The 23,218-nt window shown below is 65.0% G+C and carries 22 protein-coding genes and 1 tRNA gene; 9 read left to right on the forward strand and 14 right to left on the reverse strand.

Going from position 1 to position 23,218, the window contains the following annotated elements; translation table 11 throughout:
• Window positions 1–244: 244 nt before the first annotated feature.
• Window positions 245–317: transfer RNA gene (locus C489_RS15410), tRNA-Pro, on the reverse strand.
• Window positions 318–399: 82 nt separating this feature from the next.
• Between C489_RS15410 and C489_RS15415 the strand changes: the two genes are divergently transcribed.
• A complete protein-coding gene (locus tag C489_RS15415; protein WP_006432251.1) occupies window positions 400–654 on the forward strand; it encodes a pro-sigmaK processing inhibitor BofA family protein in 255 nt (84 codons plus the stop codon).
• 9 nt (window positions 655–663) lie between these two features.
• Here the strand turns inward: C489_RS15415 and C489_RS15420 are convergent, their stop codons facing one another.
• Both C489_RS15420 and C489_RS15425 read right to left on the reverse strand, forming a co-directional pair.
• Window positions 664–1,371, reverse strand: a complete 708-nt coding sequence (locus tag C489_RS15420; protein WP_006432252.1) for a DUF7504 family protein — start codon at window positions 1,369–1,371, stop codon at window positions 664–666.
• 144 nt (window positions 1,372–1,515) lie between these two features.
• Window positions 1,516–3,582, reverse strand: a complete 2,067-nt coding sequence (locus tag C489_RS15425; RefSeq protein ID WP_006432253.1) for a DEAD/DEAH box helicase — start codon at window positions 3,580–3,582, stop codon at window positions 1,516–1,518.
• Between the two features lie 173 nt (window positions 3,583–3,755).
• On the opposite strand from C489_RS15425, the gene C489_RS15430 reads away from it, so the two are divergent.
• Window positions 3,756–6,170: a methyl-accepting chemotaxis protein gene (locus C489_RS15430; RefSeq protein WP_006432254.1), complete on the forward strand. Its 2,415-nt coding sequence runs from the start codon at window positions 3,756–3,758 to the stop codon at window positions 6,168–6,170.
• 104 nt (window positions 6,171–6,274) lie between these two features.
• Here C489_RS15430 and C489_RS15435 read toward each other — a convergent pair whose 3' ends face one another.
• The 6 genes from C489_RS15435 to C489_RS15460 form a co-directional block, all read right to left on the reverse strand.
• Window positions 6,275–7,387, reverse strand: a complete 1,113-nt coding sequence (locus C489_RS15435) for an ABC transporter substrate-binding protein (protein ID WP_006432255.1) — start codon at window positions 7,385–7,387, stop codon at window positions 6,275–6,277.
• A gap of 55 nt (window positions 7,388–7,442) precedes the next feature.
• Entirely contained in the window at window positions 7,443–8,306 is an 864-nt protein-coding gene (locus C489_RS15440; protein WP_006432256.1) for an ABC transporter ATP-binding protein, read from the reverse strand.
• Entirely contained in the window at window positions 8,306–9,415 is a 1,110-nt protein-coding gene (locus C489_RS15445) for a FecCD family ABC transporter permease (protein ID WP_049890950.1), read from the reverse strand. Before C489_RS15445 ends, C489_RS15440 begins: the two co-directional genes overlap by 1 nt.
• Before the next feature lie 136 nt (window positions 9,416–9,551).
• Window positions 9,552–9,917 carry a cupin domain-containing protein gene (locus tag C489_RS15450; RefSeq protein WP_006432258.1) on the reverse strand — a complete coding sequence of 122 codons (366 nt, stop codon included), beginning with the start codon at window positions 9,915–9,917 and terminating at the stop codon, window positions 9,552–9,554.
• 221 nt (window positions 9,918–10,138) lie between these two features.
• Window positions 10,139–10,333, reverse strand: coding sequence for a cold-shock protein (locus C489_RS15455; protein WP_005554588.1), 195 nt, complete (start codon window positions 10,331–10,333; stop codon window positions 10,139–10,141).
• 99 nt (window positions 10,334–10,432) lie between these two features.
• Complete coding sequence (locus tag C489_RS15460; RefSeq protein WP_006432259.1) at window positions 10,433–10,651, reverse strand: hypothetical protein; 219 nt, start codon at window positions 10,649–10,651, stop codon at window positions 10,433–10,435.
• Between the two features lie 84 nt (window positions 10,652–10,735).
• On the opposite strand from C489_RS15460, the gene C489_RS15465 reads away from it, so the two are divergent.
• The 3 genes from C489_RS15465 (at window position 10,736) to C489_RS15475 (ending at window position 15,430) form a co-directional block, all read left to right on the forward strand.
• Complete coding sequence (locus tag C489_RS15465; RefSeq protein WP_006432260.1) at window positions 10,736–11,200, forward strand: Lrp/AsnC family transcriptional regulator; 465 nt, start codon at window positions 10,736–10,738, stop codon at window positions 11,198–11,200.
• 278 nt (window positions 11,201–11,478) lie between these two features.
• A complete protein-coding gene (locus tag C489_RS15470) occupies window positions 11,479–12,975 on the forward strand; it encodes a proton-conducting transporter transmembrane domain-containing protein (RefSeq protein ID WP_006432261.1) in 1,497 nt (498 codons plus the stop codon).
• Window positions 12,965–15,430 (forward strand): DUF2309 domain-containing protein, encoded by a 2,466-nt coding sequence (locus tag C489_RS15475; protein WP_006432262.1) that lies wholly within the window; start codon window positions 12,965–12,967, stop codon window positions 15,428–15,430. Before C489_RS15470 ends, C489_RS15475 begins: the two co-directional genes overlap by 11 nt.
• A gap of 201 nt (window positions 15,431–15,631) precedes the next feature.
• Here the strand turns inward: C489_RS15475 and C489_RS15480 are convergent, their stop codons facing one another.
• Window positions 15,632–16,270, reverse strand: coding sequence for an NAD(P)-dependent oxidoreductase (locus C489_RS15480; protein ID WP_006432263.1), 639 nt, complete (start codon window positions 16,268–16,270; stop codon window positions 15,632–15,634).
• Window positions 16,271–16,406: 136 nt separating this feature from the next.
• On the opposite strand from C489_RS15480, the gene C489_RS15485 reads away from it, so the two are divergent.
• On the forward strand, window positions 16,407–16,742 hold the full coding sequence (locus C489_RS15485; protein ID WP_006432264.1) for a winged helix-turn-helix transcriptional regulator: 336 nt from the start codon (window positions 16,407–16,409) through the stop codon (window positions 16,740–16,742).
• Between the two features lie 89 nt (window positions 16,743–16,831).
• Here the strand turns inward: C489_RS15485 and C489_RS15490 are convergent, their stop codons facing one another.
• Window positions 16,832–17,533, reverse strand: a complete 702-nt coding sequence (locus C489_RS15490; protein WP_006432265.1) for a carbonic anhydrase — start codon at window positions 17,531–17,533, stop codon at window positions 16,832–16,834.
• A gap of 130 nt (window positions 17,534–17,663) precedes the next feature.
• On the opposite strand from C489_RS15490, the gene C489_RS15495 reads away from it, so the two are divergent.
• Entirely contained in the window at window positions 17,664–18,680 is a 1,017-nt protein-coding gene (locus C489_RS15495; RefSeq protein WP_006432266.1) for an NADP-dependent oxidoreductase, read from the forward strand.
• Window positions 18,681–18,960: 280 nt separating this feature from the next.
• Here C489_RS15495 and C489_RS15500 read toward each other — a convergent pair whose 3' ends face one another.
• From C489_RS15500 to C489_RS15510, 3 genes are all read right to left on the reverse strand, one after another.
• Window positions 18,961–19,764, reverse strand: coding sequence for an ABC transporter permease (locus C489_RS15500; RefSeq protein ID WP_006432267.1), 804 nt, complete (start codon window positions 19,762–19,764; stop codon window positions 18,961–18,963).
• Window positions 19,764–20,774 carry an ABC transporter ATP-binding protein gene (locus C489_RS15505; RefSeq protein ID WP_006432268.1) on the reverse strand — a complete coding sequence of 337 codons (1,011 nt, stop codon included), beginning with the start codon at window positions 20,772–20,774 and terminating at the stop codon, window positions 19,764–19,766. The genes C489_RS15500 and C489_RS15505 overlap by 1 nt, the downstream gene beginning before the upstream one ends.
• 135 nt (window positions 20,775–20,909) lie before the next feature.
• Entirely contained in the window at window positions 20,910–22,139 is a 1,230-nt protein-coding gene (locus tag C489_RS15510) for a site-2 protease family protein (protein ID WP_006432269.1), read from the reverse strand.
• A gap of 193 nt (window positions 22,140–22,332) precedes the next feature.
• Here C489_RS15510 and C489_RS15515 point away from each other — a divergent pair, with 193 nt between their 5' ends.
• Both C489_RS15515 and C489_RS15520 read left to right on the forward strand, forming a co-directional pair.
• Window positions 22,333–22,566, forward strand: coding sequence for a hypothetical protein (locus tag C489_RS15515; protein ID WP_006432270.1), 234 nt, complete (start codon window positions 22,333–22,335; stop codon window positions 22,564–22,566).
• 103 nt (window positions 22,567–22,669) lie between these two features.
• Window positions 22,670–23,200, forward strand: coding sequence for a 50S ribosomal protein L16 (locus C489_RS15520; protein ID WP_006432271.1), 531 nt, complete (start codon window positions 22,670–22,672; stop codon window positions 23,198–23,200).
• The last annotated feature ends 18 nt before the right edge of the window (window positions 23,201–23,218 follow it).

Genomic DNA, 23,218 nt, shown 5'->3' on the forward strand with positions numbered 1-23,218 from the left:
CCGCCGGGGGCGGCGACGTGCGCGGGGGCTTCCGTGTTTGCCCCCCATGTGAGGGGGGCAAAGACGGTTCCGCCGCTTGCGGTAGAAACTCGAGTAGCTGACGTTACAGTAGAACGCTCAGAACCGACGGATGTGGGTGGGCTGGTCGGTGGGTGTCCAACACCACGAGGAAGTTTCTCACGGTGTGTTTTTGCTGATTGGACAGAACTGGTGTATAAGGGTTGCGTAACCCTTATTTTCGCTATGGGATCGCCCGGATTTGAACCGGGGTCACGGGCACCCAAGGCCCGAAGTATACCAAGCTAACCCACGATCCCGTACCTACTCTACCGTGTCCACATCATAAAGGGTTTCGTTACGAACCGAACGGTTTTCCGCGGTGCTGTGGTAGCGCCGGCTATGACCGGCCTCGAGATCCTGCTGGTAGTCATCGTGCTGGTGCTCGTCCTCGCCGCGGCACAGTTCGTCCGGGCGGTCAGTCCCTTCATCATCAACGCGGTGGTCGGGCTGGTAGTGTTGTACGTCGCGCAGGTCGTCTTCGGGCTCGGGATCGTCGTGACGCCGATCGTGATCGCGATCGTCGCGATCGGCGGCGTTCCGGGCTCGGTGCTCGTCCTTGCGCTGTCGCTGTTCGGTGTCGCCTTCGTGCCGTAATCACCCGGCTCACTTCCCGAGCGTCTGTGCGATGTCCTCGTCGGTCGCTTCGGAGACCGGGTCCGGATCGGAGTCGAATTCGGACTCGAGTGCGATCGCCGACTCTTCGTCCCACTCGGCCAGCAGCGCGGCGACTTCCTCGTCGGTCGCTTCCGGGAGCGAGTCGTCGGCGTCGTCGGCGACGACCTCGTCGAAGATCGTACCGAAGGTAGAGACGACCCGATCCTCGTAGCGCGTCGGATCGAAGTGAAAGTGCGCGTAGGCGTCGACGCTCGAGAGCCGGTTCGTCAGCACGTGTGCGAACTGGAAGACGTCCTTCGGCGAGGCGTGGCGAAGGAGGGCGTCGAGCGAGTCGAAACAGACTGTGATCTCCGCGTCGGCGTCGGCCCAGTGTTTACAAAAGCGGCTCACAGCGACGCCGATCTCCGAGAGATCGGTCGGGTCGGTGACCGCGTCGGTGACGACCGGTTCGGTGAAATCCGGTACCGACTCGCCGCCGTCGGTGAGGACGTTCCCGATGGTGAGCAGCCCGCGTTTCCCGTCGATCGACTCCTCGTCCGGACAGTCCGGCTCCTCGTCAGCGAAGGTGACCGTTAGATGAGCCGCGTCGCCGTCGTCGTGACCCAGCTGCTCACAGGCGGCCGACTCGTCACAGCTTGGATGGACGAACAAGACGTTTGCCGGCGGATCGATCGCGGCTGGCGTACTCAGTTCCATAGTGACAGTTTCGGGGCCGCTCCCCGCGTTGGGTATCGATTCGTCCCTCCGGCCCTTTACCGTTCCGGCCGCCGACAGGTCCGTAAAAGCGGTTGTGGCCGCGACGCGGTGTCTCCAAACCGTCCCGATTCGATCTGTGCCGTCCTACAAATCGGTATCGCGAAGCTCGAGGTCCGCGACGAGCTCGTAGGGGTGGGCGTCCTTTCGGATGGCGTCAAGGATCATGAAGGCCTGTCCGGGCTCCAAGAAGTGTTCGGTGACGACCTGTCCCAGCGGCGTGGGCTCGAAGCCGTCGATGAAGTCGTACTCGAGGAGTTTCCCGATGGCGTGTTTCGTGGGCACTTCGCCGAGCATGCGGTCGTTGAGTGCCTTCGCGGCCTTGCCGCCGACCGTGACGTTCGCCAGCGTTTCCTCGACGGCGGCGGCCTCGTCGTAGTGGGTCATGACCGACTCCATCTCCCCTTTGAGTAGCTTGAAGGCGACCTCGTCTTCGGTCATCTCCATCGAGTTGTGGTAGGCCGTGTCCGGCTCGACGAGGACGTACACCGTCCCTTTGTCGTGATAGTCGGGCCGGCCCGCGCGGCCGAGCATCTGGTGGAACTCCTGGACCGAGAGCCACTCGATCCCCATCGCTAGCGAGTCGAAGATCACCTGCGAGGCGGGGAAGTCGACCCCGGCCGCCAGCGCTGCAGTCGTGACGACCGCGGACAGTTCCTGCTCGCCGAACTTCCGTTCGACCTCCTTCCGGCGCTTGTAGTCGAGGCCGGCATGGTAGGGCGCGGCCGAGTAATCGAGTTTGCGCGAAATCTCGTGACACCGCCGGCGCGAGTTGGTGAAGATGATCGTCTGGCCGCGATACCCCTTCGAGGACTCGCTGTCGAACTCGCGTCGCACGAGTTTGTTCTCGACGCGGACCTTCTCCTGGCCGTCCGCGAAGGTGACGTGACGCTCGATCGGCACCGGCCGCTCCTCGAACTCGATGAGCGTCGCCTCGAGCGCTTCGGTAAGCTGTTTGGGGTTGCCGACGGTCGCCGAGAGGTAGACCCACTGTGCGCCGCCGTAGTCGTTTCGGTGCTTCGCCCGCTGTTCGCAGGTGTACTTGAGCCGCGAGATCAGGCCGTCGAGCCGGTGGCCTCGGTCGTCCTCCTTGAGCGTGTGGACCTCGTCGATGACGACGGTCCCGATGTCGCCCATGTCCTTGCCGGTTCGCAGGGCGTGGTCGATCCCCTCGTAGGTGCCGACGATGACGTCGGCGTTGGGGTCGAACCGCTCGCCCTCGTCGGCGACGCGGCTCGCGCCCACGCGAATGGAGACATCGACGAGGTGGCCGTACTCGTCCTGAAAGTCCTCGTACTTCTGGTTGGCCAGCGCGACGAGCGGGACGAGAAAGAGCATCGTCCCCTTGTTGTTCAACACGCGATTGATCCCGGCCAGTTCGCCGACGAGGGTCTTCCCGGTCGCCGTCGCGGAGACGACCAACTGGTCGTTCCCATCGAAGAGGCCGTGCTCGACGGAGAGACTCTGGACCGGCAGCAGGGTATCGAACCGGTCCTCGAGGAGGTTCTGCAGGCCGGGATGCAGGGAAAGCGAGTCGGTCCGGACGGGGTCGACCTCGTCGGTCGTCGCGGAAATGGTATCGAACTTCGTCAGATCGGGATCGAGCTGGCCCTTGAGCAGATTGACGATCCGCTCGAGATCCTGGACCTCCATCATGAGGTCCTCGAGTCGGTCCTTCGCGGCACCCGAGACCGCGCCGCCGCCGGAGAAGGACAGCTGGCGCTCGAGTTCCTGTCGAGCGCAGTCCCGGCAGATCCAATCGGTGTCGTCCTTGACGGCGGTCTCGGTCGTGATCGGCGAGTACCGGCCCGCGGAGGCGCAGTAGCGACAGGTCCTGACGGTCTTTGCCTTGTCCTCGAGCTGGTAGCCCGCGAACATCTCCCGGAGCTCGCGTCGCCCCTCGGCGGAGGTCTGTTCGGAGATGCGGAGCCGCGTCGCTCGGCGGGCGAGTTCGACGAACTCGTCGGGCTGGCGCGGCTCTTCGCTCGAGCCTTGCTTCAGTCGGAACTTGGCCGGACGGGGGCCGGCCGACGTTTCGGAAAGGCCGAGTTTCGCGCGGAACAGCCGTTTGCCGTCACGCTCGACGACGACGAGGTAGTCGTCGCCCGTTTGGTGACAGAATATCGTTTCGACCTGCTGGACCTGCTTCGACACGATCCCTACTAGAGCGTGGCAGTATTTCAGCGGTTCGGACTGCGTCGACTCTCCGACCGATCGACGATCGGCTCGATATCCGATCACATCGGTATCGAGCGGTAATTGTGTTCTATAGCGGTATATACCGCTCTTAGCGACTTACATACGCGGGTGGTCGAATCTCCAACGCGATGGGTCCGAATCCGTGGGAGGGAATGCCGGGTGTTCGTCGCAGCTACGCGTTGCGGTTTCTCGCTGCGCTCGTCGTCATCGTCCTCATCGTGGGGCTGTTCGGCGGCAGTATCTACGCACACACCGGCAACGAACTCCAGTCCGACGTCGAATCGCAACTCGTCACCGATGCGGAGCAGGACGCGAACCGGCTCGACATCTGGTTTACATCGACCGAACGGTATCTGGGGTCGCTTCCCCGCTCGACGGCGTTTCGCAACGATGAGAGGGTCGCGATCGCCAACTCCTTACACCGGGTGACCGACCGGACCGCGTTCGAGGGGGCATACTACGTCGACACTGAGACGGGGGCCGTTCACGCCAATTCCGGTGCGAACGAAATCATCGACGACGATGACACTGTTAGCGCCACGGTCGACGAACACTTCTCGGCCGCGACGGCCGACGATTCACAGGTCGTCTTCTCCGAGCCGTTCGAGACCGATGACGGCCGCCCCGCGATGCTCGTCGTCAGCTCGGTCCCGGGCGAGTCCGACCACGCCGTCGTCGGGTTGGTCGGCCTCGAGTCGCTGTCCCGGTACATGATCGGCACCGACGAGACGGACGACGTCATCGTCGCCGATGAGGACGGGACGGTCGTCCTCGCCGAGGATCACTCGCTGCTGCTCGAAGACGACGTCCTCGAGCCGGGTGCGACCGCGGGCGACGCCGGGACGACCTCGCTCGAGGGCGACAATGGCGAGACCGTCGTCGGCTACGCGGCCGTCGGGAACGAAGGCTGGACGCTGACGACCCGCGTCCCCGCCGCGGAGGCCTACGCGCTCCAGTCGAGCATCTCGAACTGGATCCTCGGGATGCTCGCCGTCACGTTCGGCGGCATGCTCGTGCTCGGGCTGACGATCGGCCGGAACACCGCCGGCGAGTTGCGGTCGCTTTCCGCCCGCGCCGCCGCGATCGAGGACGGCGAACTCGACGAGCCGGTCGAGTCGGAGCGCCACGACGAACTCGGGGATCTCCACCGGTCGATCGACCGGATGCGACAGTCGCTGCGCGACCGCCTCGAGGAGGCCGAAACGGCCCGCGCCGAGGCCGAGCAGGCTCGATCTGAATCCGAGCAGTTCTCCCGCCACCTCGAGCGGACGGCCGACGAGTACGGCGAGACGATGCGGGCCTGTGCCGCGGGCGATCTCACGCGGCGACTCGAGCCCGACGCCGAGAGCGAGGCCATGGAGACGGTCGCCGCCGAGTTCAACGGGATGATGGACGACATCGAGGCGACGGTGGCCGCGGCGCGGGCCTTCGCCGACGCAGTCGACGAGACGGCCGACTCGACGGCCGACGGCGTCGTCGAGGTGCGGTCGGCCTCCGAACAGGTGACCACGTCCATCCAGCAGATCGCCGACGGTGCGGAGCGCCAGAGCGACCAGTTCGCCGCGATCAGCACCGAGATCGACGAGCTCTCGACGACGACCGAACAGATCGCCGCGACCGCCTCGCAGGTCGCGACCCTCGCAGAGCGGACCGCCACCACGAGTGCCGACGCCCGCGAGTCCGCCCGCCGTGCGATCGACGGCATGAACGCCATCGAGGACGAGGCCGACGAGGCCGTCGCGGAAGTAACACGGCTCGAGGACGAAATCGAGGCGATCGATGACCTCCTCGAATTCATCGGCGACGTGACCGAGCAGACGAACATGCTCGCGCTCAACGCGAGCATCGAGGCCGCGCGCTCGAGTTCGGGGGACGCGGAGTTCACCGCGGTCGCCGATCAGGTCAAGTCACTCGCCGAGGACACCCAAGAGGCGGCCACGACCATCGAGGAGCGCCTCGAGCGGGTCAGTACCCGAACGGAGCAGGTCGCGACCGTCGTCCGCGAGACGGACGACCGAATCGCGGACCACCGCAGCGCGGTCGAGTCCTCGGTCGCGGCCCTCGAGGAGATTTCGTCGTTCGCCGAGGAGACTAACGACGGCGTACAGGAGATTTCGGCGGCGACCCAACAGCAGGCCGGCGCGACCCAGGAGGTCGTGACCATGACCGAGGACGTGACGGCGATCAGCGAGGAGACCAGCGCCGAGGCGGAGACGGTCGCGGCGGCCGCCGAAGAACAGACCTCGTCGCTCGCCGAGGTGTCCAACACCGCTACGTCGCTGTCCGATCGCGCACGGGACCTCTCCGACGCGCTGTCGTCGTTCGAGGTCTCGAGCGAGCCGTCCCACCCGGTCGCCCCCGTGGCGGACGAGACCGAGGGCGATCTCTTCGCTGCGGCCGACGGTCTGGATGGCGATGACGACGATTCCGTCGGCGCGGCTGACGGTGACACCGGTTTCTTCCCCGCAACCGACGGTGACGAAGAGGACGACGACGAAAGCGAACACGCCAACTCGGCGGCTCCGAGTAGCGGCTCCGACTGAGCCGCGACGGCGCTTTCTCGGCATCCAGACGGTATTTTCGGTAGAAATGTACTCGACCGCTCGATCGATGATCGCTACTCGAGTGCGAACGAACCGATCAGACGTTAGAAGTCGCCGTTGACGATGTCGCTGACTGCCTGCGGATCGTACAGGTTCTCGTCAATGCCGTAGAGTTGCTCGGCCAACTGCTGGGTGACGGCGAGGTTGATGATCGGCCCCTGATAGAGCGGGCCGGCCCGGTAGACATTATCGTTCTGGACGGCCGTGAGTTGCTGTGCGACGTCGTGGTTTTTCATCGGTTCGACGACTTCCTGCTCGAAGTCCTCTCGAGGCTGGTATCGCTCGCTGCGCAGCAGGAGGTTCTCGGGGTCGACGTCGAGAAGGGTCTCGTAATCGATCGCTCCGCGTTCGCTGTGGAAGTCCTTGACGCCAGTGTTCGCGAGCGCGTCCTCGACGCCGAGGTCCCGCAGGTGTTTGAAACTCGTCCCGTCCTCGATGACGTAGGGGAGGAACGAGTCGCCGTCCTGTGGCCACACGACGGCGACCGACGCCGGATCGTCCGAGGGAACGACGTCCTCGAGGGTCGACTGGAACTCGTCGTGCAGCGAATCGAACGCCTCGTATCGGTCCTCTTCCTGAAACACTTCGGCGAGTTTCCCGAACGCCTCGTACAGCGACAGGTAGTCGTAGTCCTCGTGCCAGCCGTAGCCCTGCGAGAAGATGCTGTTCCCGAAGAACGGCGTGCCGGTATTCGCGACCTGCTCGATGTCGTCGTCGCTCCAGTCTGCCCGTCCCTTGAGGAAGTTCGGGTCCATGACGAAGAGGTCCACGGAGTCGGACAGCTCGATGAACTCCTCGCGGGTCAGCTCGTCGCTCCAGAGCGAGTCGATCTCGTCTGAATTGACACTCACGTCGGGGATGTCGCCGTAATACGCCGTGTGATATCGCCGCGTGAGATAGACGGCCTCGGGGGACTCCTGTCCCAGCGCGACGCCCATATCAGCCCAGCTCCCGTTGTTGGCGGCCCATGCCTCTGGGATCGATTCGAACTCAACATCGCCGACCGGCTGCATCGAGACTGTGTACGGATCGACATCGCCGTTGTCCTCGTTGTCCGATCCGTCACCGCTGATACAGCCGGCCAGTGCACTCAGACCCGCAACGCTCCCACCTGTTCGAAGCACGTTGCGCCGCGTCCACAGCTGTTTGTCACTCATGATTTTTAGGTCAGCCTAAAACACTAAAAGTATTCCGCATCCGACCGCGACGGCGCTACGGCCGACTCTCCGACAGCGCTCGCTTGGGCAGCACCTGCAGTTCGGGTTCGTACGTGACCGTCGCCTCGACGCCGAAGACGTCGGCGAGCAACTGCTCTGTGACGACCTCCTCGGGCGGCCCCCAGTCGTAGAGTTCGCCGTCGCGCATCGCGACCAGATAGTCCGCAAAGCGGGCCGCCTGCGAGATATCGTGGAGGATGACGGCGACGGTCACGCCTTTCTCCTCGTTGAGTTGCCGGATCGTCTCGAGGACGCGGAACTGGTGGTGGACGTCGAGGAACGTGGTCGGCTCGTCGAGCAACAGAACGTCGGTGTCCTGTGCCAGCACCATCGCGATCCAGGCCAACTGCTTTTGGCCGCCGCTCAGCTGGCCGAGTTCGGTGTCCCGGAGGTCCTCGATCCCCGCCAGTTCGATCGCGCGTTCGACCGCTTGGTGGTCCGCTTCGCTGACGCCGTCGAAGAAGCCCCGATGCGGGTAGCGGCCGTGATAGACGAGGTCTTCAACCGAAATGGAACTGAGCGAGTCGTTCTCCTGGGAGAGAACGCCCAGTTCGCGCGCCAGCTCCTTCTGGTCGAAGGTGTCGAGATCCTCGCCGTGGATCTGTACCGAGCCCGTATCCGGCGTGAGGTGATTCGAGAGGGCTTTGAGAAGCGTACTCTTGCCGCTGCCGTTCGGGCCGACGAGTGCGGTCACCGCCTCCTCGGGAATGTCGAGGCGTGCACAGTCGACGACCGTCTCCTCGCTCGTCGGGTAGCTCAACTCGAGGCCGTCGCCGACCAGTGCGCTATCGATCGCGACGCCGTTGTCGTCGGTAATTCGCTCCCGTTCTCGGTTCGTGTCCTGCTGTGTGCGTGCCATTATAGCTCACCCATCGATTGTTGCTTCCGCATCAGGTAGAGGAAATACGGGCCGCCGATCAGCCCGGTGACGACGCCGACCGGCATCTGGGTCCCGCCGAGTGCGAGCCGCGCGCCCACGTCGGCGGTCACCATCAGTGCGGGGCCGGCGAAGAGACAGCCGACCATCAGTCGTCGGTAGTCCCCGCCCACCGTGTTCCGCACGATGTGGGGGACGACGAGGCCGAAGAAGCTCACGACGCCGGCGACGGCGATCGCGACGCTGGCGGCCAAGATGGCGACGGCAGAGAGGAAGAATCGAACGCGCTCGACGCGCATACCGAGCGATCGCGCGGTGCTCTCGCCCAGCATGAGGACGTTCAACTGTCGTGCGCCGGCGAGTGCGATCACGATCGCGACGGCCGCCGGCAGGACCGCGATTCGGACCTCTCCCCAGCCGGTGCCGGTAAGCGAGCCCGTGATCCACGCGATCGCCGTCTGGACGACGCCCAGATCGTCCGCGAAGAAGAACAGGCCCTGCTGGAGCGACTGGAAGACCATGTTGACGATCACGCCGGCGAGCACGAGCCGCACGGGGTTCGTGCCGCCTTTCCACGCGATCGTGTAGACGATAACGAACGCGATCGTCCCGCCCGCCGCGGCGATCAGCGGGAGGAACGGTGCGAGACCGCTGAAGACGACGAGCGTCGCCAGCACGGCGAATCCAGCCCCGGAGCTAACCCCCAGGACGAACGGACTCGCCAGTTCGTTGCGCGTCACGGCCTGAAAGATCGCGCCGGAGATCGCGAGCGTCGCACCGGTGATGATCCCGACGAACACCCGCGGCAGCCGGAGGTTCCAGATGACGATGCTGCCGGTGCTCATCTCCGGCAGTTCGGCCCCGAACAGGAACGCCGACCACGCGTTGAGGTTGAAGACCACCGCAGGGTTGAAGACGGCTTTCCAGGCCTCGACGAACGTCATCGAGTACTCGCCGAAACTCACCTGTATCAGTCCGGCAACGACGGTAACGACCGTACTTCCAAGACAGAAGAGCACGAGCGTTCCCGTGACCCATCCCTCTCGCTCCCGGGCGGACCCGTGCCCATTGACCGACTGCGCTTCTCCCATCGTCATTTAGGTATACCTAAAAAGCGTATAGTAGTTGCGGTTGCGAGACGATATGGCACCGAGCGACGTGGCGGTAGCGTCGATACGCCGAGACTGCCCCAACGGGCGCTTCCAGCCGTCTATCGTTCGAACGGCGTCACTCGAGCAGTTCGATTTCGTCGTCGCCGTTTGGGACCGCACAGATGAACGCGCCCGGCTCCTCGCCCTCGTTGCGGTACCAGTGAACCGTCCCGGCGGGGATCAGTAGCGAGTCGCCCGGCTCGACCGTGTACTCCTCGTCGTCGATACCCACCGTGTACTCGCCCGCGAGGACGTACTGTTCGTGTTCGACGTCGTTCGTGTGTTTCGGGACGTCTGCGCCGGGTTCGAGGACGAACCGCCTGATCGCGAAATTCGGCGCGCCGTGGTCGTCGTTGAGCAACACGGCCTTCTCGAGGCCGTCGGCCGCCTCGACGGTCTCGTACTCGAGGTCCTCGCCGCGGCGAAGCAGTGGCTCGGTCATACCGATCTGCACGCGCCGTCGCTACTAAAGGTCGGCGTCGACACTGCGAGTCACGTCGCTACGACAGGCTGGTGCCGCTATCGGGAGCGCCGCCGCTCGGGGGTAGTAAAATACTACAGTCAAGTGCCGATACCGTTACGAATCGATGGTCCCAACTGAAACGCTTCCCCCGCTCGCACGGTTGTGCGAGCGGCGTACAGTGGTTTCAGTTGCCACCAGCCTTACAGGCGCTCCACGTTCGTTGCGCGCGGGCCCTTGGGGGCCTGCTCGATGTCGAACTCGAGCTCCTGTCCTTCTTCCAGGTCCGGGCCGCCGATGTCTTCCATGTGGAAGAACACGTCGTCGTCCGCGTCCTCAGTCTCGATAAATCCGTAGCCGCCAGTGTCGTTGAAGAAATCAACGGTTCCTTTCGCCATTGCTTCTCAAGAGAGGCGACGAAAAGTCATAAAGCCTCCGACTCGGCGTTATCCCCGGTACCGGGCCGCTCGTGGCGGTCTCGAGGTGGCGATGTCGTCTCAAATACTGTCGCCGTCTTCCAGCCGCTGGATCGAGATCGCGATGAAATAGACGAGCATGAACAGGAAGAACCCGCCCGAGAGCCCGACGAGTTCGACGGTCCCGACGCCCCCGGGGTTGAACACGGCGAAGGCCGCCATTCCGAGGACGAACACCGCGATGATGAAGCCACCGACGGCGTAGTAGAAGGCGATATCCGACTCGAGGCGTTCGCGCATGTCTTTCCCTTTCGGCTCCCCGTATAAGTATTCGAAGTCTTGCGAGCCGAAGTATCTTATAGCCGCCGCGGCCAACGGGAGCGTATGGCGGACTACGACCTCGACGCGGTCGACCGGGAGATCCTCTACGCGCTCCAAGAGGAGGCGCGGAACCTCTCCTCGAGCGAGATCGCCGACCGGACCGACGCCTCCTCGAGTACGGTCCGCAAGCGCATTCAGCGACTGGAGTCGGAAGGAGTCATCAAGGGGTACAGCGCGAACATCGATTACACGAAGTCCGGCTATCCGATCCGGATGCTGCTGTTCTGTACCGCGCCGATCCCCGAGCGCGGGGAGTACATCGACGACCTGCTCGAGATTTCGGGGGTCGTCTCGGTCCAGGAACTGATCACGGGCGAACAGAACCTCCTCGTGACGGTCGTCGTCGAAAACGACAGGGACGTGACCCCGATCGCACAGCAGCTCGCGGACATGGGACTGACGATCACGGACGAGGTACTCGTTCGGAGCCACCAGTCGACCTCGTTCGACGAGTTTTCCTCCCGCTGATATCGCGGCCGACGGTCTCCCGGCACCGCGTCGTTGACGGTACGAGACGCCGTTCCTTTTCCTGTTCGTCTGGTACAGGCGCTCTATAACCTATCTATGGGTGTGTAATGGTATATCATGTCGTTCGAATTTGGCGATATGCGAACGAATTGTTCGAACCAAAGGCTATAATAACCACTCTGTTCATATATGGGGTAGAGACGACCAGTTGAGCAAGTGTTGCCGCGAACGACACGTCACGTCGGACACCGATCGCGGGCTGGTCGCCGCTAGGACACATGACCGAGGACACAGCAACGACCGACGACGACATCGCACCGCGCCCCGAACCGACGCCGCCGAGTTCGGCCGTACCCCGGGCCTCGACCTGGACGGTCTGGACGCTCTTCGTCGCCAGTCTCGGGGTCCTCGCGCTGACGATCCGGGGCGGTGCCGGCTGGGAGCTCTCGACGCTCCTGCGGGTCGACGGGTTGACCGCGGTCATGTGGGTCGTAGTCACGTTCTTCAGCGGGATCGTCCACAGCTACTCGCGGCGCTACATGGCCGGCGACCGCGACATAGAGCGGTTCTTCGGCCGCGTCTTCGGCTTTACCCTCGCGGTCATGACGATGACCGCGGCGAACCACGTCGCGCTGTTCGTGGTCGCGTGGCTGGCAATGGGCCTGCTGATGGCCGGGCTCATCGGTCATGTTCGTGACTGGCCGCAGGCCCGCGCCGCCGGCCGCATCGCCCGCCGCTACTTCCTCGCCAGCACCGCGTTACTCGCCGGCTCCGTGGCACTGCTCGCCTGGGCGACCGGCGCGACGACGCTTACGGGCGTCCTCGGGGGCCTCGAGGGCGTCTCGGGGACGGTCGGGCTCGTCGCCGCCACGGGGATCGTCCTCGCGGCGATCATCCAGTCGGCGCTCCTGCCGTTCCACGGCTGGCTGCTGTCGTCGATGACCGCGCCGACGCCGGCCTCCGCACTGATGCACGCCGGGTTCGTCAACGCGGGCGGGGTCCTGCTGACGCGGTTCGCACCGCTGATCGGGGATCGGATCGTCGTGATGTCGGCGATCGTCCTCGTCGGGGCGGTCAGCGCCCTGCTCGGACAGGCGATGATCCTCGTCCAGACGGACGTCAAGCGCAAACTCGGCAGTTCGACGATCGCCCAGATGGGCTTTATGATACTCCAGTGCGGGCTCGGCTTTTTCGCCGCCGCGATCGCCCATCTCATCCTGCACGGCTTCTACAAGGCGTATCTCTTCCTCTCGTCGGGGGCGAGCGTCGAGCGCGCGGCCCCCAAAGACGCGGCCCACACCGAACTGGGATTCTCGGGGATCGCTGTTAGCCTCCTGACGGCCGTCGGCGGCGGCGTGCTGTTCGGCGTCCTCACCGGAAAGGCGACGAGCCTGACGCTGAACAGCGGCACCATCCTGACGCTGGTCGTGGTCCTGACGACGCTGACCGCGGCTCGAGACATCCTCCAGCGGTCGACCCTGCCGACGGCGGTCCGGTTCGTCAGCGTCCCGCTGATCGTCCTGACCGCGATCGGCGGCTACGCCGTCGCGTTCAACGCCGTCTCGAGGATGCTCTCGGGCGTCCCGATGACCCACGTTTCCACCGAGATGACGCCGGTCCACTACCTCGTCGTCGCCCTCTTTATCGGTGCGTACCTCGCGGCGGAACTGGGGTGGCTCCGCTCGAGCGAACGCCTCTACGTCGCCCTGCTGAACGTCTCGCAACCGGACTCGACGACCGTTCTCACCAGTACGGAGGAATACAATGACGCGTAAGGAAGCCGACGACGCCCGTCGCATCGAGGAGAGCATCGACCACGCGGCCGAACGCATCGGCTCGGTCTGGCCGCTGCACTCGTTCGTCACGGCAAACCCCCTCTCGGGGTTTGAGGACGAGCCGTTCCACCGGGCCGTCGCCGAGGCCGAGGACCTGTTCGGCGGGCGGGGGTATCCCCACCCGTCGGTCTTCCGCCGCGCATGGGAGTCGGGCCGGATCGATGCCGACGCGCTCCGGACGGAACTCGCGGCCCACGGGATCGACCGCGATCCCGATACGCTCCTCGAGGAAATGGCCGAGGCCGAAGCGGAACGCGATGCCGCCGAGGCCGACGACGCGACCGAGGCCGTCGATCGAGTCCTCTCGAAGTGGCTCGCGGCCTTCCTCGACGAGGGCCAGGCCAAGTGGCCGATGCCAAACCGGGAAGACGGGTTCTATCAGGCGTGGCGAACGGTGGCCCCCCACGACGGGGACATCCCGGGCTGTGACGACGCCGACGACCTCCCCGAGACGGCGATCGGGGCGCTCGAGTCGGCACTCGGCGACTACCCCGAAGGGCGCTGGGTGGAGATCCTCGAAGCCCACCTCGCCGCCCTCCCGGGCTGGAGCGGGTTCATCAACCAACGGATCGACGACGACGTCGACCCGTGGCAGGAGTCGTACCCGATCACGCTGGTCCAGTACCTCGCAGTGCGGCTCGCGCTTACGGATCTGCTGGATGCGCCGGTCGACCTCGCTGCGGACTCCGAAACCGCCGACCCGGACGCGGACGGCGACGACGTGCCGCTTCCCGAAATCTGGCTGACCGCCTGGGAGAAGAGCTACCGCGAACGGCTCCTCGAGGGGATCGACGACTCGGTGTCCGAGTCCGGCGACGCCGCCGACCGGCCGGCCGCCCAACTCGTGTTCTGTATCGATACCCGCTCTGAGGTGATCCGCCGCCACATCGAGACCCAAGGCCCCTACGAGACCCACGGCTACGCGGGCTTTTTCGGCGTGCCGATGCGCCACCGGGGCCACGAGGCCGCGGCCGACACCGACGCCTGTCCGCCGATCGTCGACCCTGAACACCGGATCGTCGACCGACCCGACGACGCCGAGGCAGTCGCCGATCGCGACCGCTGGACCGGGCTCGCCGCGGCGGCCCGCAACCACTTCAAGACCCTCAAATCGAACCTCGTCGCCGCCTTCACATTCGTTGAGGGTGCCGGCAGCGCCTACGGCTCGGCGATGACCGCGCGGACCCTGTCGCCGTCGTCGATCGCGACACTCGAGTCCGCCCTCGAGGACCGCGTCCCGAGCGTTCCCGCGGTCGCTTCGCCCGCCGTCGACTACGAGGAGTACGACGACCGCGATCACGCCGGCCACGACCTCCCGCAGGGACTGAGCCACGAGGAAAAGGTCGAGTACGCCCAGAACGCCTTCGAACTGATGGGGTGGACGGCGTTCGCCCGACTGGTCGTCTTCGCGGGCCACGCCAGCGAGACGACGAACAACCCCTTCGACTCGAGTCTGGACTGCGGGGCCTGTGCCGGGAACCCCGGCGGCCCCAACGCCCGCGTTCTCGCGACGATCTGTAACGACGCGGACGTCCGGGCGACCCTCCGCGAGCGCGGGATCGATATCCCCGACGACACCGTCTTCCTCGCGGCCGAACACAACACGACGACCGACGAGATCACGCTCTTCGACGCGGTCGTCCCCGAGAGCCACCGCGAAGACCTCGCGCAACTGCGCGCCGACCTCGAGCGCGCTCAGGCCGGGGCCGCGGCCGAGCGCACCGCATCGGTCGGCGACGGCGAGGAAGCCGTCGACGAGGTCGAGCGCAAGGCGGCCGACTGGGCCGAAACCCGCCCCGAGTGGGGACTGGCCGGCAACGCCTCCTTCGTCATCGGCCCGCGCGAACTGACCGCCGACCGGAACCTCGACGGGCGCGCGTTCCTCCACTCCTACGACTGGTCCGTCGATCCGGACGGCGACGCCCTCGAGGCGATCGTCACGGGCCCGCTCGTGGTCACGCAGTGGATCAACAACCAGTACTACTTCGCGACGGTCGACAACGCCGCCTACGGCAGCGGCTCGAAGGTCACTCAGAACCCGGTCGGCAACGTCGGCGTCGTCCAGGGCAACGGCGGCGACCTGATGACCGGGCTCCCGCTGCAGTCGCTCAATATCGACGACGAGCGCCCCTTCCACCAGCCGCTGCGCCTGACCGCGGTGATCCACGCGCCGGTCGAGCGCGTGACCGAGATCCTCCGCGAGCACGAGGACGTCCGCACGCTGCTCGACAACGGCTGGATCGGCGACCTGACCGTCGTCGACCCCGAAGAGGACAACGAGGCGTTCCACTACGCGGGCGAGCTCGAGTGGGCGGCCGATACCGAACTCGACGTCGAGACGACGGCAGAGTCCGAGCCCGCGACGCCGCCCGCACAGCCGGCGGACGACGACTGACGACGCTCTCGGGGAGCGATCGGTTTTCCCGCCGTCACGATTGGATCAGTCATAGCCGCGTGGCTCCTCTCACTCTCGAATTTTGCTGGATCAACCGAGGAACCCGCGAGTGATTCGCGAAGCGGTTGGGACGGGAGCCACTGCAAAGACAGCGCGCGCACCCGTCAGCCCGTCTGGAGAGCGTGAAAAATCGGACCGCGGTCAGTTTCCGGTTCCGAGGTAGGTGTGGACGGCGTTTGCCTCCTCGAGTTCGTCCGCGAGGGCGACGGCGAAGTCCTCCATCGAAATGTAGCTGTCTCCCTCGTCGTCGGTCACGAGTTCGCGGTCGGCGGTCCGGTACTCGCCGGTTCGCTCGCCGGGTTCGATCAGCGCGGCGGGCGCGACGTACGTCCATCGCAGATCGTCGGCGTCGCTGAGGATATCGTACGCATCGATGGCCGCGCGAGCGACCGGCTCCCACTCCTCGGGGAAGTCCTCCGTCTCGATGAGGTAGGTGTCGGGACCGACCTCGAGCCCGCCGGCTCCGCCGGTCCAGACGAGGCGGTCGACGCCTGCGCGGCGCAGCCCGTCGATTACGGCCGCTATCATGTCGGTGAGGATCTCGGGTGACTCGTCGTCACTCGGGCCGAGCGCCGACACCACGGCGTCGTGACCCGCCGCGAGCTTCGCGATGTCGTTCGCGTCGGTCGCGTCTCCGGCAACGGCGACGAAGTCGTCGTCATCAATTCCTTCGACCGTTCCGCTCCGGGAGACGCCGGTGACCTCGTGACCGCGGTCGAGGAGTTCAGCAGCCGTTCGCCGTCCGATTCGCCCGCTCGCACCGAGTAGGAGTACGTTCATGTTGGGAGTTGCGTTCGCTGATGGCCGTCGCGCGATATCGGGACGGTCCCCGCGATCGCGGTTACACCATCATACTTGGTCATGGGACGTGACGTTAATATAGTTCAGCGAACGTTCGTCTGACCAAGTCACACCGATGTCATCGGACGCTACTCTCGAGACGAAGTACGGGGACTGTCCGGTAATCAAGACCCTCGAAGAGGTCGGTTCCCGGTGGCGGATGACCGTTATCCACGTCCTCCGCGAGGGCGAGCTCCGGTTCAACGAACTCAAGCGCGCGACGGACGCGAACTCGCAGACGCTGTCCCGCGTGCTCGACGATCTGGAGGAGAAAGAATACGTCGACCGCCGAGTCGATGACGGGAGTCCGGTCGCCGTTTACTATTCGCTGACGCCGAAGGGTCGAGAACTCCTTTCGGCGTTCGATGAAATCTACGAGTGGGGCCAGAAGTGGATTACCGACGAAACGTGACGGCCATCGGTCGATACGGACACGGGAGCGGTCGCGGAACGGGATTCTGATCCGCGCTCGTTCGGGATCCGAGCGCACCGCACGGGACACTAATAGAGCAGACTTCGAATCGTCGCTTCGTAGCCGTCCGGCACCAGTTCGACGAGCGCCTCGCGCTCAGTTTCGCCGTCGACGGTGACGAGATAGGTACGCCCGGGGCGCTCGCCGTAGACGCCCTGAAAGTCGTAGACGAAGCCGTAGACAGTGACCCGGTCCGGAACGTCCGCGGCGGCACACAGCGAGCGGGCCTGATAGCCGACGTTGTACTCGACGAGTTGGTTGATGATGGTGTCGGCGGCGGCATCGCGGTCGATGCGATCGCTCTCGAGGGCTTCCTCGACCACGGGGACGAGCATATCGACCCACTTGTCGACGCCGCGCGGCCCGGGCGGCTCCGCGCCGATCGCGACGTGGTAGGCCGCGGTGATAGCCCCGCAACCGGTGTGGCCCACGACGGCTACGGCGTCGGTGCCGGTATGGTAGATCGGGTAGAGGACGCCGCCGTCGATGATCCGATCGCCGTCGTCCTCGTCCCAGACCTGATTCCCGATGTTATTGGGGGTAAAGACCGCGCCCGGCCGATCGATTCCCCACATCCCCTCGTGAGAGACCCGCGAGTCCGAACAGCAGACCGCAACGACGGTCGGGTGCTGGCCCGTCTGGACGTCCGCGAAGTACCCGTCGGGCAGCGACTCGACGTGGCGACGGTTCCCGGCGAGGAGTCGCTCGAGGGTGTCGCGATCGGAGCCCATACCCGACCTACACGAACGGTGAAGAAAAAGGTTCGAGCCCGCGGACTCGTCGAGGCTGAGACGACGGCTGTGCCGAGGCCCCGGGTTCCGCGAAGCCAATCTTCACCTGTGGGCGGGCCCATGAACGAGTATGGCAGACACCAGACAGTGGCAACTCGCCAGTCGCCCCGTCGGCGAACCGACGATGGAGAACTTCGAACTCGTGACCGTCGACCGTCCCGAACCGGACACCGGTGAGGTCCTCGTGAAAACGCTGTACCAGTCCGTCGATCCGTACATGCGCGGACGCATGCGCGATGCGGAATCGTACGCCGAACCCTGGGATGTCGGCGATCCCATGCAGGCCAGCGTCGTCGGCGAAGTCCTCGAGTCGAACAGCGGCCGGTTCTCCGAGGGCGACATCGTCACCGGGGACCTCCTGTGGGCGGAACACGCGGTCGCGGACGCGAACGAACTCCAGCCCGTAAACCCCGATCACGGTCCGATCTCGACGGCGCTTGGCGTCCTCGGGATGCCCGGCGTCACCGCCTACTGGGGCCTGAACGACGTCGGCGATCCGAAACCCGGCGACACCGTCGTCGTCTCGGCGGCCGCCGGCGCGGTCGGCTCCGTTGTCGGCCAACTCGCTCGCCTCTCGGGGGCTCGCGTGGTCGGCACCGCCGGCAGCGAGGCGAAGATCGAGTGGCTCACCGAGGACCTCGGCTTCGACGCCGCGATCAACTACAAGGAGACCGACGACCTCTCGGCCGCGGTCGAGGAGGCCTGTCCCGACGGGGTCGACGTCTACTTCGACAACGTCGGCGGCCCGATCACGGACGCCGTCTGGCCCCGGCTGAACGTCGACGCACGCGTCGCGGTCTGCGGACAGATCGCGCTCTACAACGAGACCGACGTGCCGACCGGGCCGCGAAAGCTCGCGAAACTCATCGAGAGCCGCGCGACGGTCGAAGGCCTCCTCGTCAGCGACTACCAGCCCCGATGGGGCGAGGCGCTCGAGCGGCTCTCGACGTTCGTCCAGAACGGCGATGTCGAGTACCGCGAGAACGTCGTCGAGGGCTTCGAGAACGCCCCCGACGCGTTCCTCGGGCTGTTCGACGGCGATAACATCGGCAAGCAACTTGTCAGGGTCGCCGAGCGCGGCGACTGACTGCTCGCCCTCGAGTACCGTCAGTTCGATTTTCCGCTCGAGTGATTTACGCCCGTTGTCCGCTGAATCGACGCGTTAGTCTCTCTAAAGCCAGAAAACAGTCAACTCACTCCGCTGCCCACTGACTGGCGCAGTAGAACGTGGGATGAAACCACACCACGCTGGGCGGCAGCGATCTGTGAAACGCGTTCTCAGCGACGATCCCGAGTTACGCACGGATATCGAATCGAACAGGCCAACGGGGGAGCCGTGAGCCCGTGAGGCGGCGCTCGACCGCGCCTCAATCGGTCAGCCCGTAGCCCGTTTTGAACAGGTAGACGTCGATCCCCAGTACGAGGAGCGTACACGCCGTCAGCACTGCGAGCGAGGCCAGCGGCGCGAAGTCAGTGTAGGGTTCGGGGAGGATACCGACCGAGATCAGATCCGAGTAGCCAAGCAGGCCGAACCGGACGCTGTCGACCATGTAGACCATCGGATTGAGCAGGGAGAGGTTCACCTGCCACGCCTGCTCGAACGTTCCGAGGGAGTAGAAGACCGCGCCGAAGAACACCAGCGGGCGGAGGATGAACTGGTTCATCACGGTCAGATCGTCGAAGTCTCGAGCGACGAGCCCGCCGATGATGCCGAATCCGGCAAACAGCGACGTGATGACGACCATCGTGGCGACGAGATAGAGCCCGTGCTCGATGCTGATCGGCACGAACAGCCGGCCGACGACGGTGATGATGACGCCGACGATGAGTCCTCGGACCGCGCTGGCACCGACGTAGGCGACGACCATCTCGACGTACGACAGCGGCGAGGTCAACGTCTCGTGGATGTACTCGTTCCACCTGCCGTGGAAGATCGAGAACGAAGCGTTCTCGAAGGCGTTCGAGATCGCGCCCAGCACGACGAGGCCGGGCACGATGAAGAGGATGTAATCGAAGCCGGCGATCTGATCGATCCGGCCGCCGAGGATCAGCCCGAAGACGGCGAAGTAGAGCACGTTCGTGATCGCCGGCGGCATGAACGTGTTCTTGGGCCGGCGGACGAACCGCAGAATCTCCCGGCGGAAGAGCGCGCGGAACCCGACCGACAGCATCAGGCGACCCCTTCCTGTTCGCGCTCGGGTTCGCGTCCGTCGGTCGGGCTCTCGCCGTCGTCCGAACTCTCCGCTGACGACCGCGTCACCGTCCGATCCTCGCTGCGGGTCAGGTCGACGAAGATCTCCTCGAGCGACGTTCTGGTGATCTCGAGATCGGCGATCTCGTGGCCCATCGCCTCGAGGTCGTTGAGTAGTTGCGGTGCGGTCGAACCGCCGTCGTCGACGCGGACCTCGAGCCGCTCCCCGGAGACCGTCGTTTCGTGTGCGTAGGCCCCGAGATCGGGCGTCCTGGCGGGGGCCGACTCGAGGCGGACGGCGATGGTGTCGGTGCCGCGTCCCTTCAGTTCGTCCGGGGTCGCGACGGTCACCTTCCGTCCCTCGTTCATGATTGCCACGCGGTCACAGAGGCGTTCGGCCTCCTCGATGTAGTGGGTCGTGAGGAGGATCGTCGTCCCCTCCTCGTTGAGTTCGGTGACGAGTTCCCAGAGGTCGTGGCGCAGTTGGACGTCGACGCCGGCGGTCGGCTCGTCCAAGATGAGCAGATCGGGCTCGGTGACGAGGGCTCGAGCGAGCAGCAGCCGGCGTTTCATCCCGCCGGAGAGCCAGTCGAAGCGCTCGTCGCGCTTGTCGTAGATGCCGACCCGCTTGAGCACCTCGTCGGCCCGTTCGGCGGCCTCGCTTTCGGGCACGCCGTGATAGCCGGCCTTGTGCTTCAATACTTCCCGAATCGAGAAGAACCTGTCAACATTGAATTCCTGTGGCGCGAGGCCGATCGCGTCGCGGGCCTGCTGGTAGTCGTCCTCGACATCGTAGCCGAAAACCCGCGCGTCGCCGCCGGTCTTGCGGACCAGGCCGACCAGCGTGTTGATGAACGTCGTTTTCCCCGCGCCGTTGGGGCCGAGCAGGCCGAAGAACTCGCCTTCCTCGACGGTCAGCGACAGCTCTTGGAGGGCGCGCAGATCACCGTACTCCTTTACGAGGTCGACGGTCTCGATGGCCGGTGGCATCGCCGAATCGTCGGCCCCGGCCGCGGTTAAGAATGTTGGTCTCGGCACTCGAGCCGGCCGTTACTGCCGGTATCGATTCTCACACTACACCGCTCGCATCGGAACCCCGACGGTCACGGTCCAGCGATCCGCGGTTCAGTCCGCGGTTCGCGGTTGGCCCGACGGCGCGACCGCGCCGCTTTGCTGGACGATGTCGAAGGCGGTCATCACGTCGGTCCGCGAGATCAGCCCGACGAGATCGTCGTCTTCGCGCGGCGTCTCGCCGCGCGAACGGTCAGCGGAACGATGTTCCGCGCTATCGACGACGAGTAGCCGACCGATATCATGCTCTCGCATCCGCTCGATCGCGGTCATGGCGTCCGAACCCGGTGAAATCGTCTGCAGATCCCGCGTCATCACGTCTTCGACGGTGTAGGCGTCCCGTTCGACCGGCTCGATCTCGCGGGCGTCGCTCAGCGTCACGAGCCCGACCAGCCGCTCGTCCTCGAAGGTGTTGGGATCGATGACCGGATACCCGGTGTGGCGCTCCCTGAACATCCGCTGGATCAACGTCGAGACCGTCGTCTCGGGCTCGACGGTGTGGAGATCGTTCGCCGGCGTCATGATGTCGCCGACGGTGACGTCCTGAAAGGCCGCCTTCATCGTCACCTGTTGGGCCTCGCTCGAGGCGGCGATGTAGACGAAGAAGGCGACGCCGATCAGGAGCGGGTTGAACGTAACGAAGAGTCCGAACAGCCCCATGCCGACCGCGAAGAGCTTACCGACGCTTGCGGCCTGCTGGGTCGCCCGCGCGTACGGTTGATTGCGGGCCAGTAGTGCTCGGAGCACTCGCCCGCCGTCCATCGGGAACGCGGGTACCATATTGAAGATGGCGAGGGCGACGTTTAACACGGCGAGGTAGCCGAGGACGAACCGCACGCCGTCGAGACTCACAGGGGTGACGGTGAAAAGCAGGTACGATCCGACGCCGACCAGCACGCTGACGATCGGGCCGGCGACGGCGATGTTGAGTTCCTGTCGCCAGTCTTCGGGCATCTCGGAGAACGCGGCGATCCCGCCGAACAGCCAAAGCGTGATCGATTCGATCGGAAACCCGTACCGCTGGGCGGTCAGCGAGTGGCCGAGTTCGTGGAACACGACGCCGACGAACAGACCGACCGCGGCGGCTAATCCGAGTAGCCACGGCATCGCGCCGCCGGTGATCGCGCCGACGTCGATTCCGGCCGTCAGTCCATCGTTCAGTATCGTCGCGACGCTGTCGATCTGGGCCCCGATAAGATACGCGAACAGCGGGAGTACCAACAGGAACGTCAGATCTAGTTTGATCGGGATCCCGAACAGGGAGCCGATCCGAAAACTCCTCATGGGTACCCGTTTCGGCGGCGGAACCTTAAACACGCCGCCGAGGGACGGGTTCGACCGCAAATGCGTCTGCCCGAACCGTGCTCGCCGTCGCTGTCACTCGACCTTATGTGGCATATATACACAATAATATCTACTAGCATCTATATACCCACTCGACCATAGACTTATACACGAGTTCGTGGTCGCTGTTCGTATGCTGCTGCAAGACGCACAATCGACCGACCGACTCGACCAGTTGCCGACCGAACTCGACTCCGCCCAGAGCAAGCTCGTCTACCTCACCCTCGAGGCGACCGGCGGCGCGACGACCGCGGACCTGAGCCGGCTGCTGAACATGCAGCAACTCACGATTCTGAGCGTGCTCTCCTCGCTCGAGAGCGAGGATCTGATCGCACAATCCGGCTCCGAATACGTCCTCGCGAACTGAGTTCCGGGTGCGGTCAGTCATCAACCGCCCGCGGAGCCGACTCGACGCGGCGCTTCGAAGCCTTTATCCGCTCGGTGGGCTTCCGTTTTCGTAAGTAACCACCATGTCCGACAAACCTGCCTCCATGTACCGGGAGATCAGTAAGCCGGCCTACACGCGCCGCGAATACATTACTGGCATCCCCGGATCGAAGATCGCACAGCACAAGATGGGCGACGCCCAGGCGAACGCCGAGGACTACCCCGTCCAGATCAGCCTCGTCACGGAAGAAGAGGTCCAGATCCGCCACGGAAGCCTCGAGGCCTCGCGCCTCTCGGCGAACCGTCATATGCTGAAAAACGCCGGCGAGAACAACTACAAGATGGTCCTGCGGAAGTTCCCCCACCACGTCATTCGGGAGAACAAGCAGGCGACGGGCGCGGGTGCAGACCGTGTCTCCGACGGGATGCGACAGGCCTTCGGGAAGATCGTCGGCACCGCCGCTCGCATCGATGCCGGCGAGCGTATCTTCACCATCTGGTGTGACGTCGACGACGCCGAGTTCGCCAAGGACGCGCTTCGGCGCTCCTACAACAAGATCTCGCCGCCGTGTCGCGTCGTCATCGAGCGCGGCGAGGAACAGCTGATCGCATAACGAAATTTTACGCTGCGG

The organism is Natrinema versiforme JCM 10478 (assembly GCF_000337195.1).
Classification (GTDB): domain Archaea; phylum Halobacteriota; class Halobacteria; order Halobacteriales; family Natrialbaceae; genus Natrinema; species Natrinema versiforme.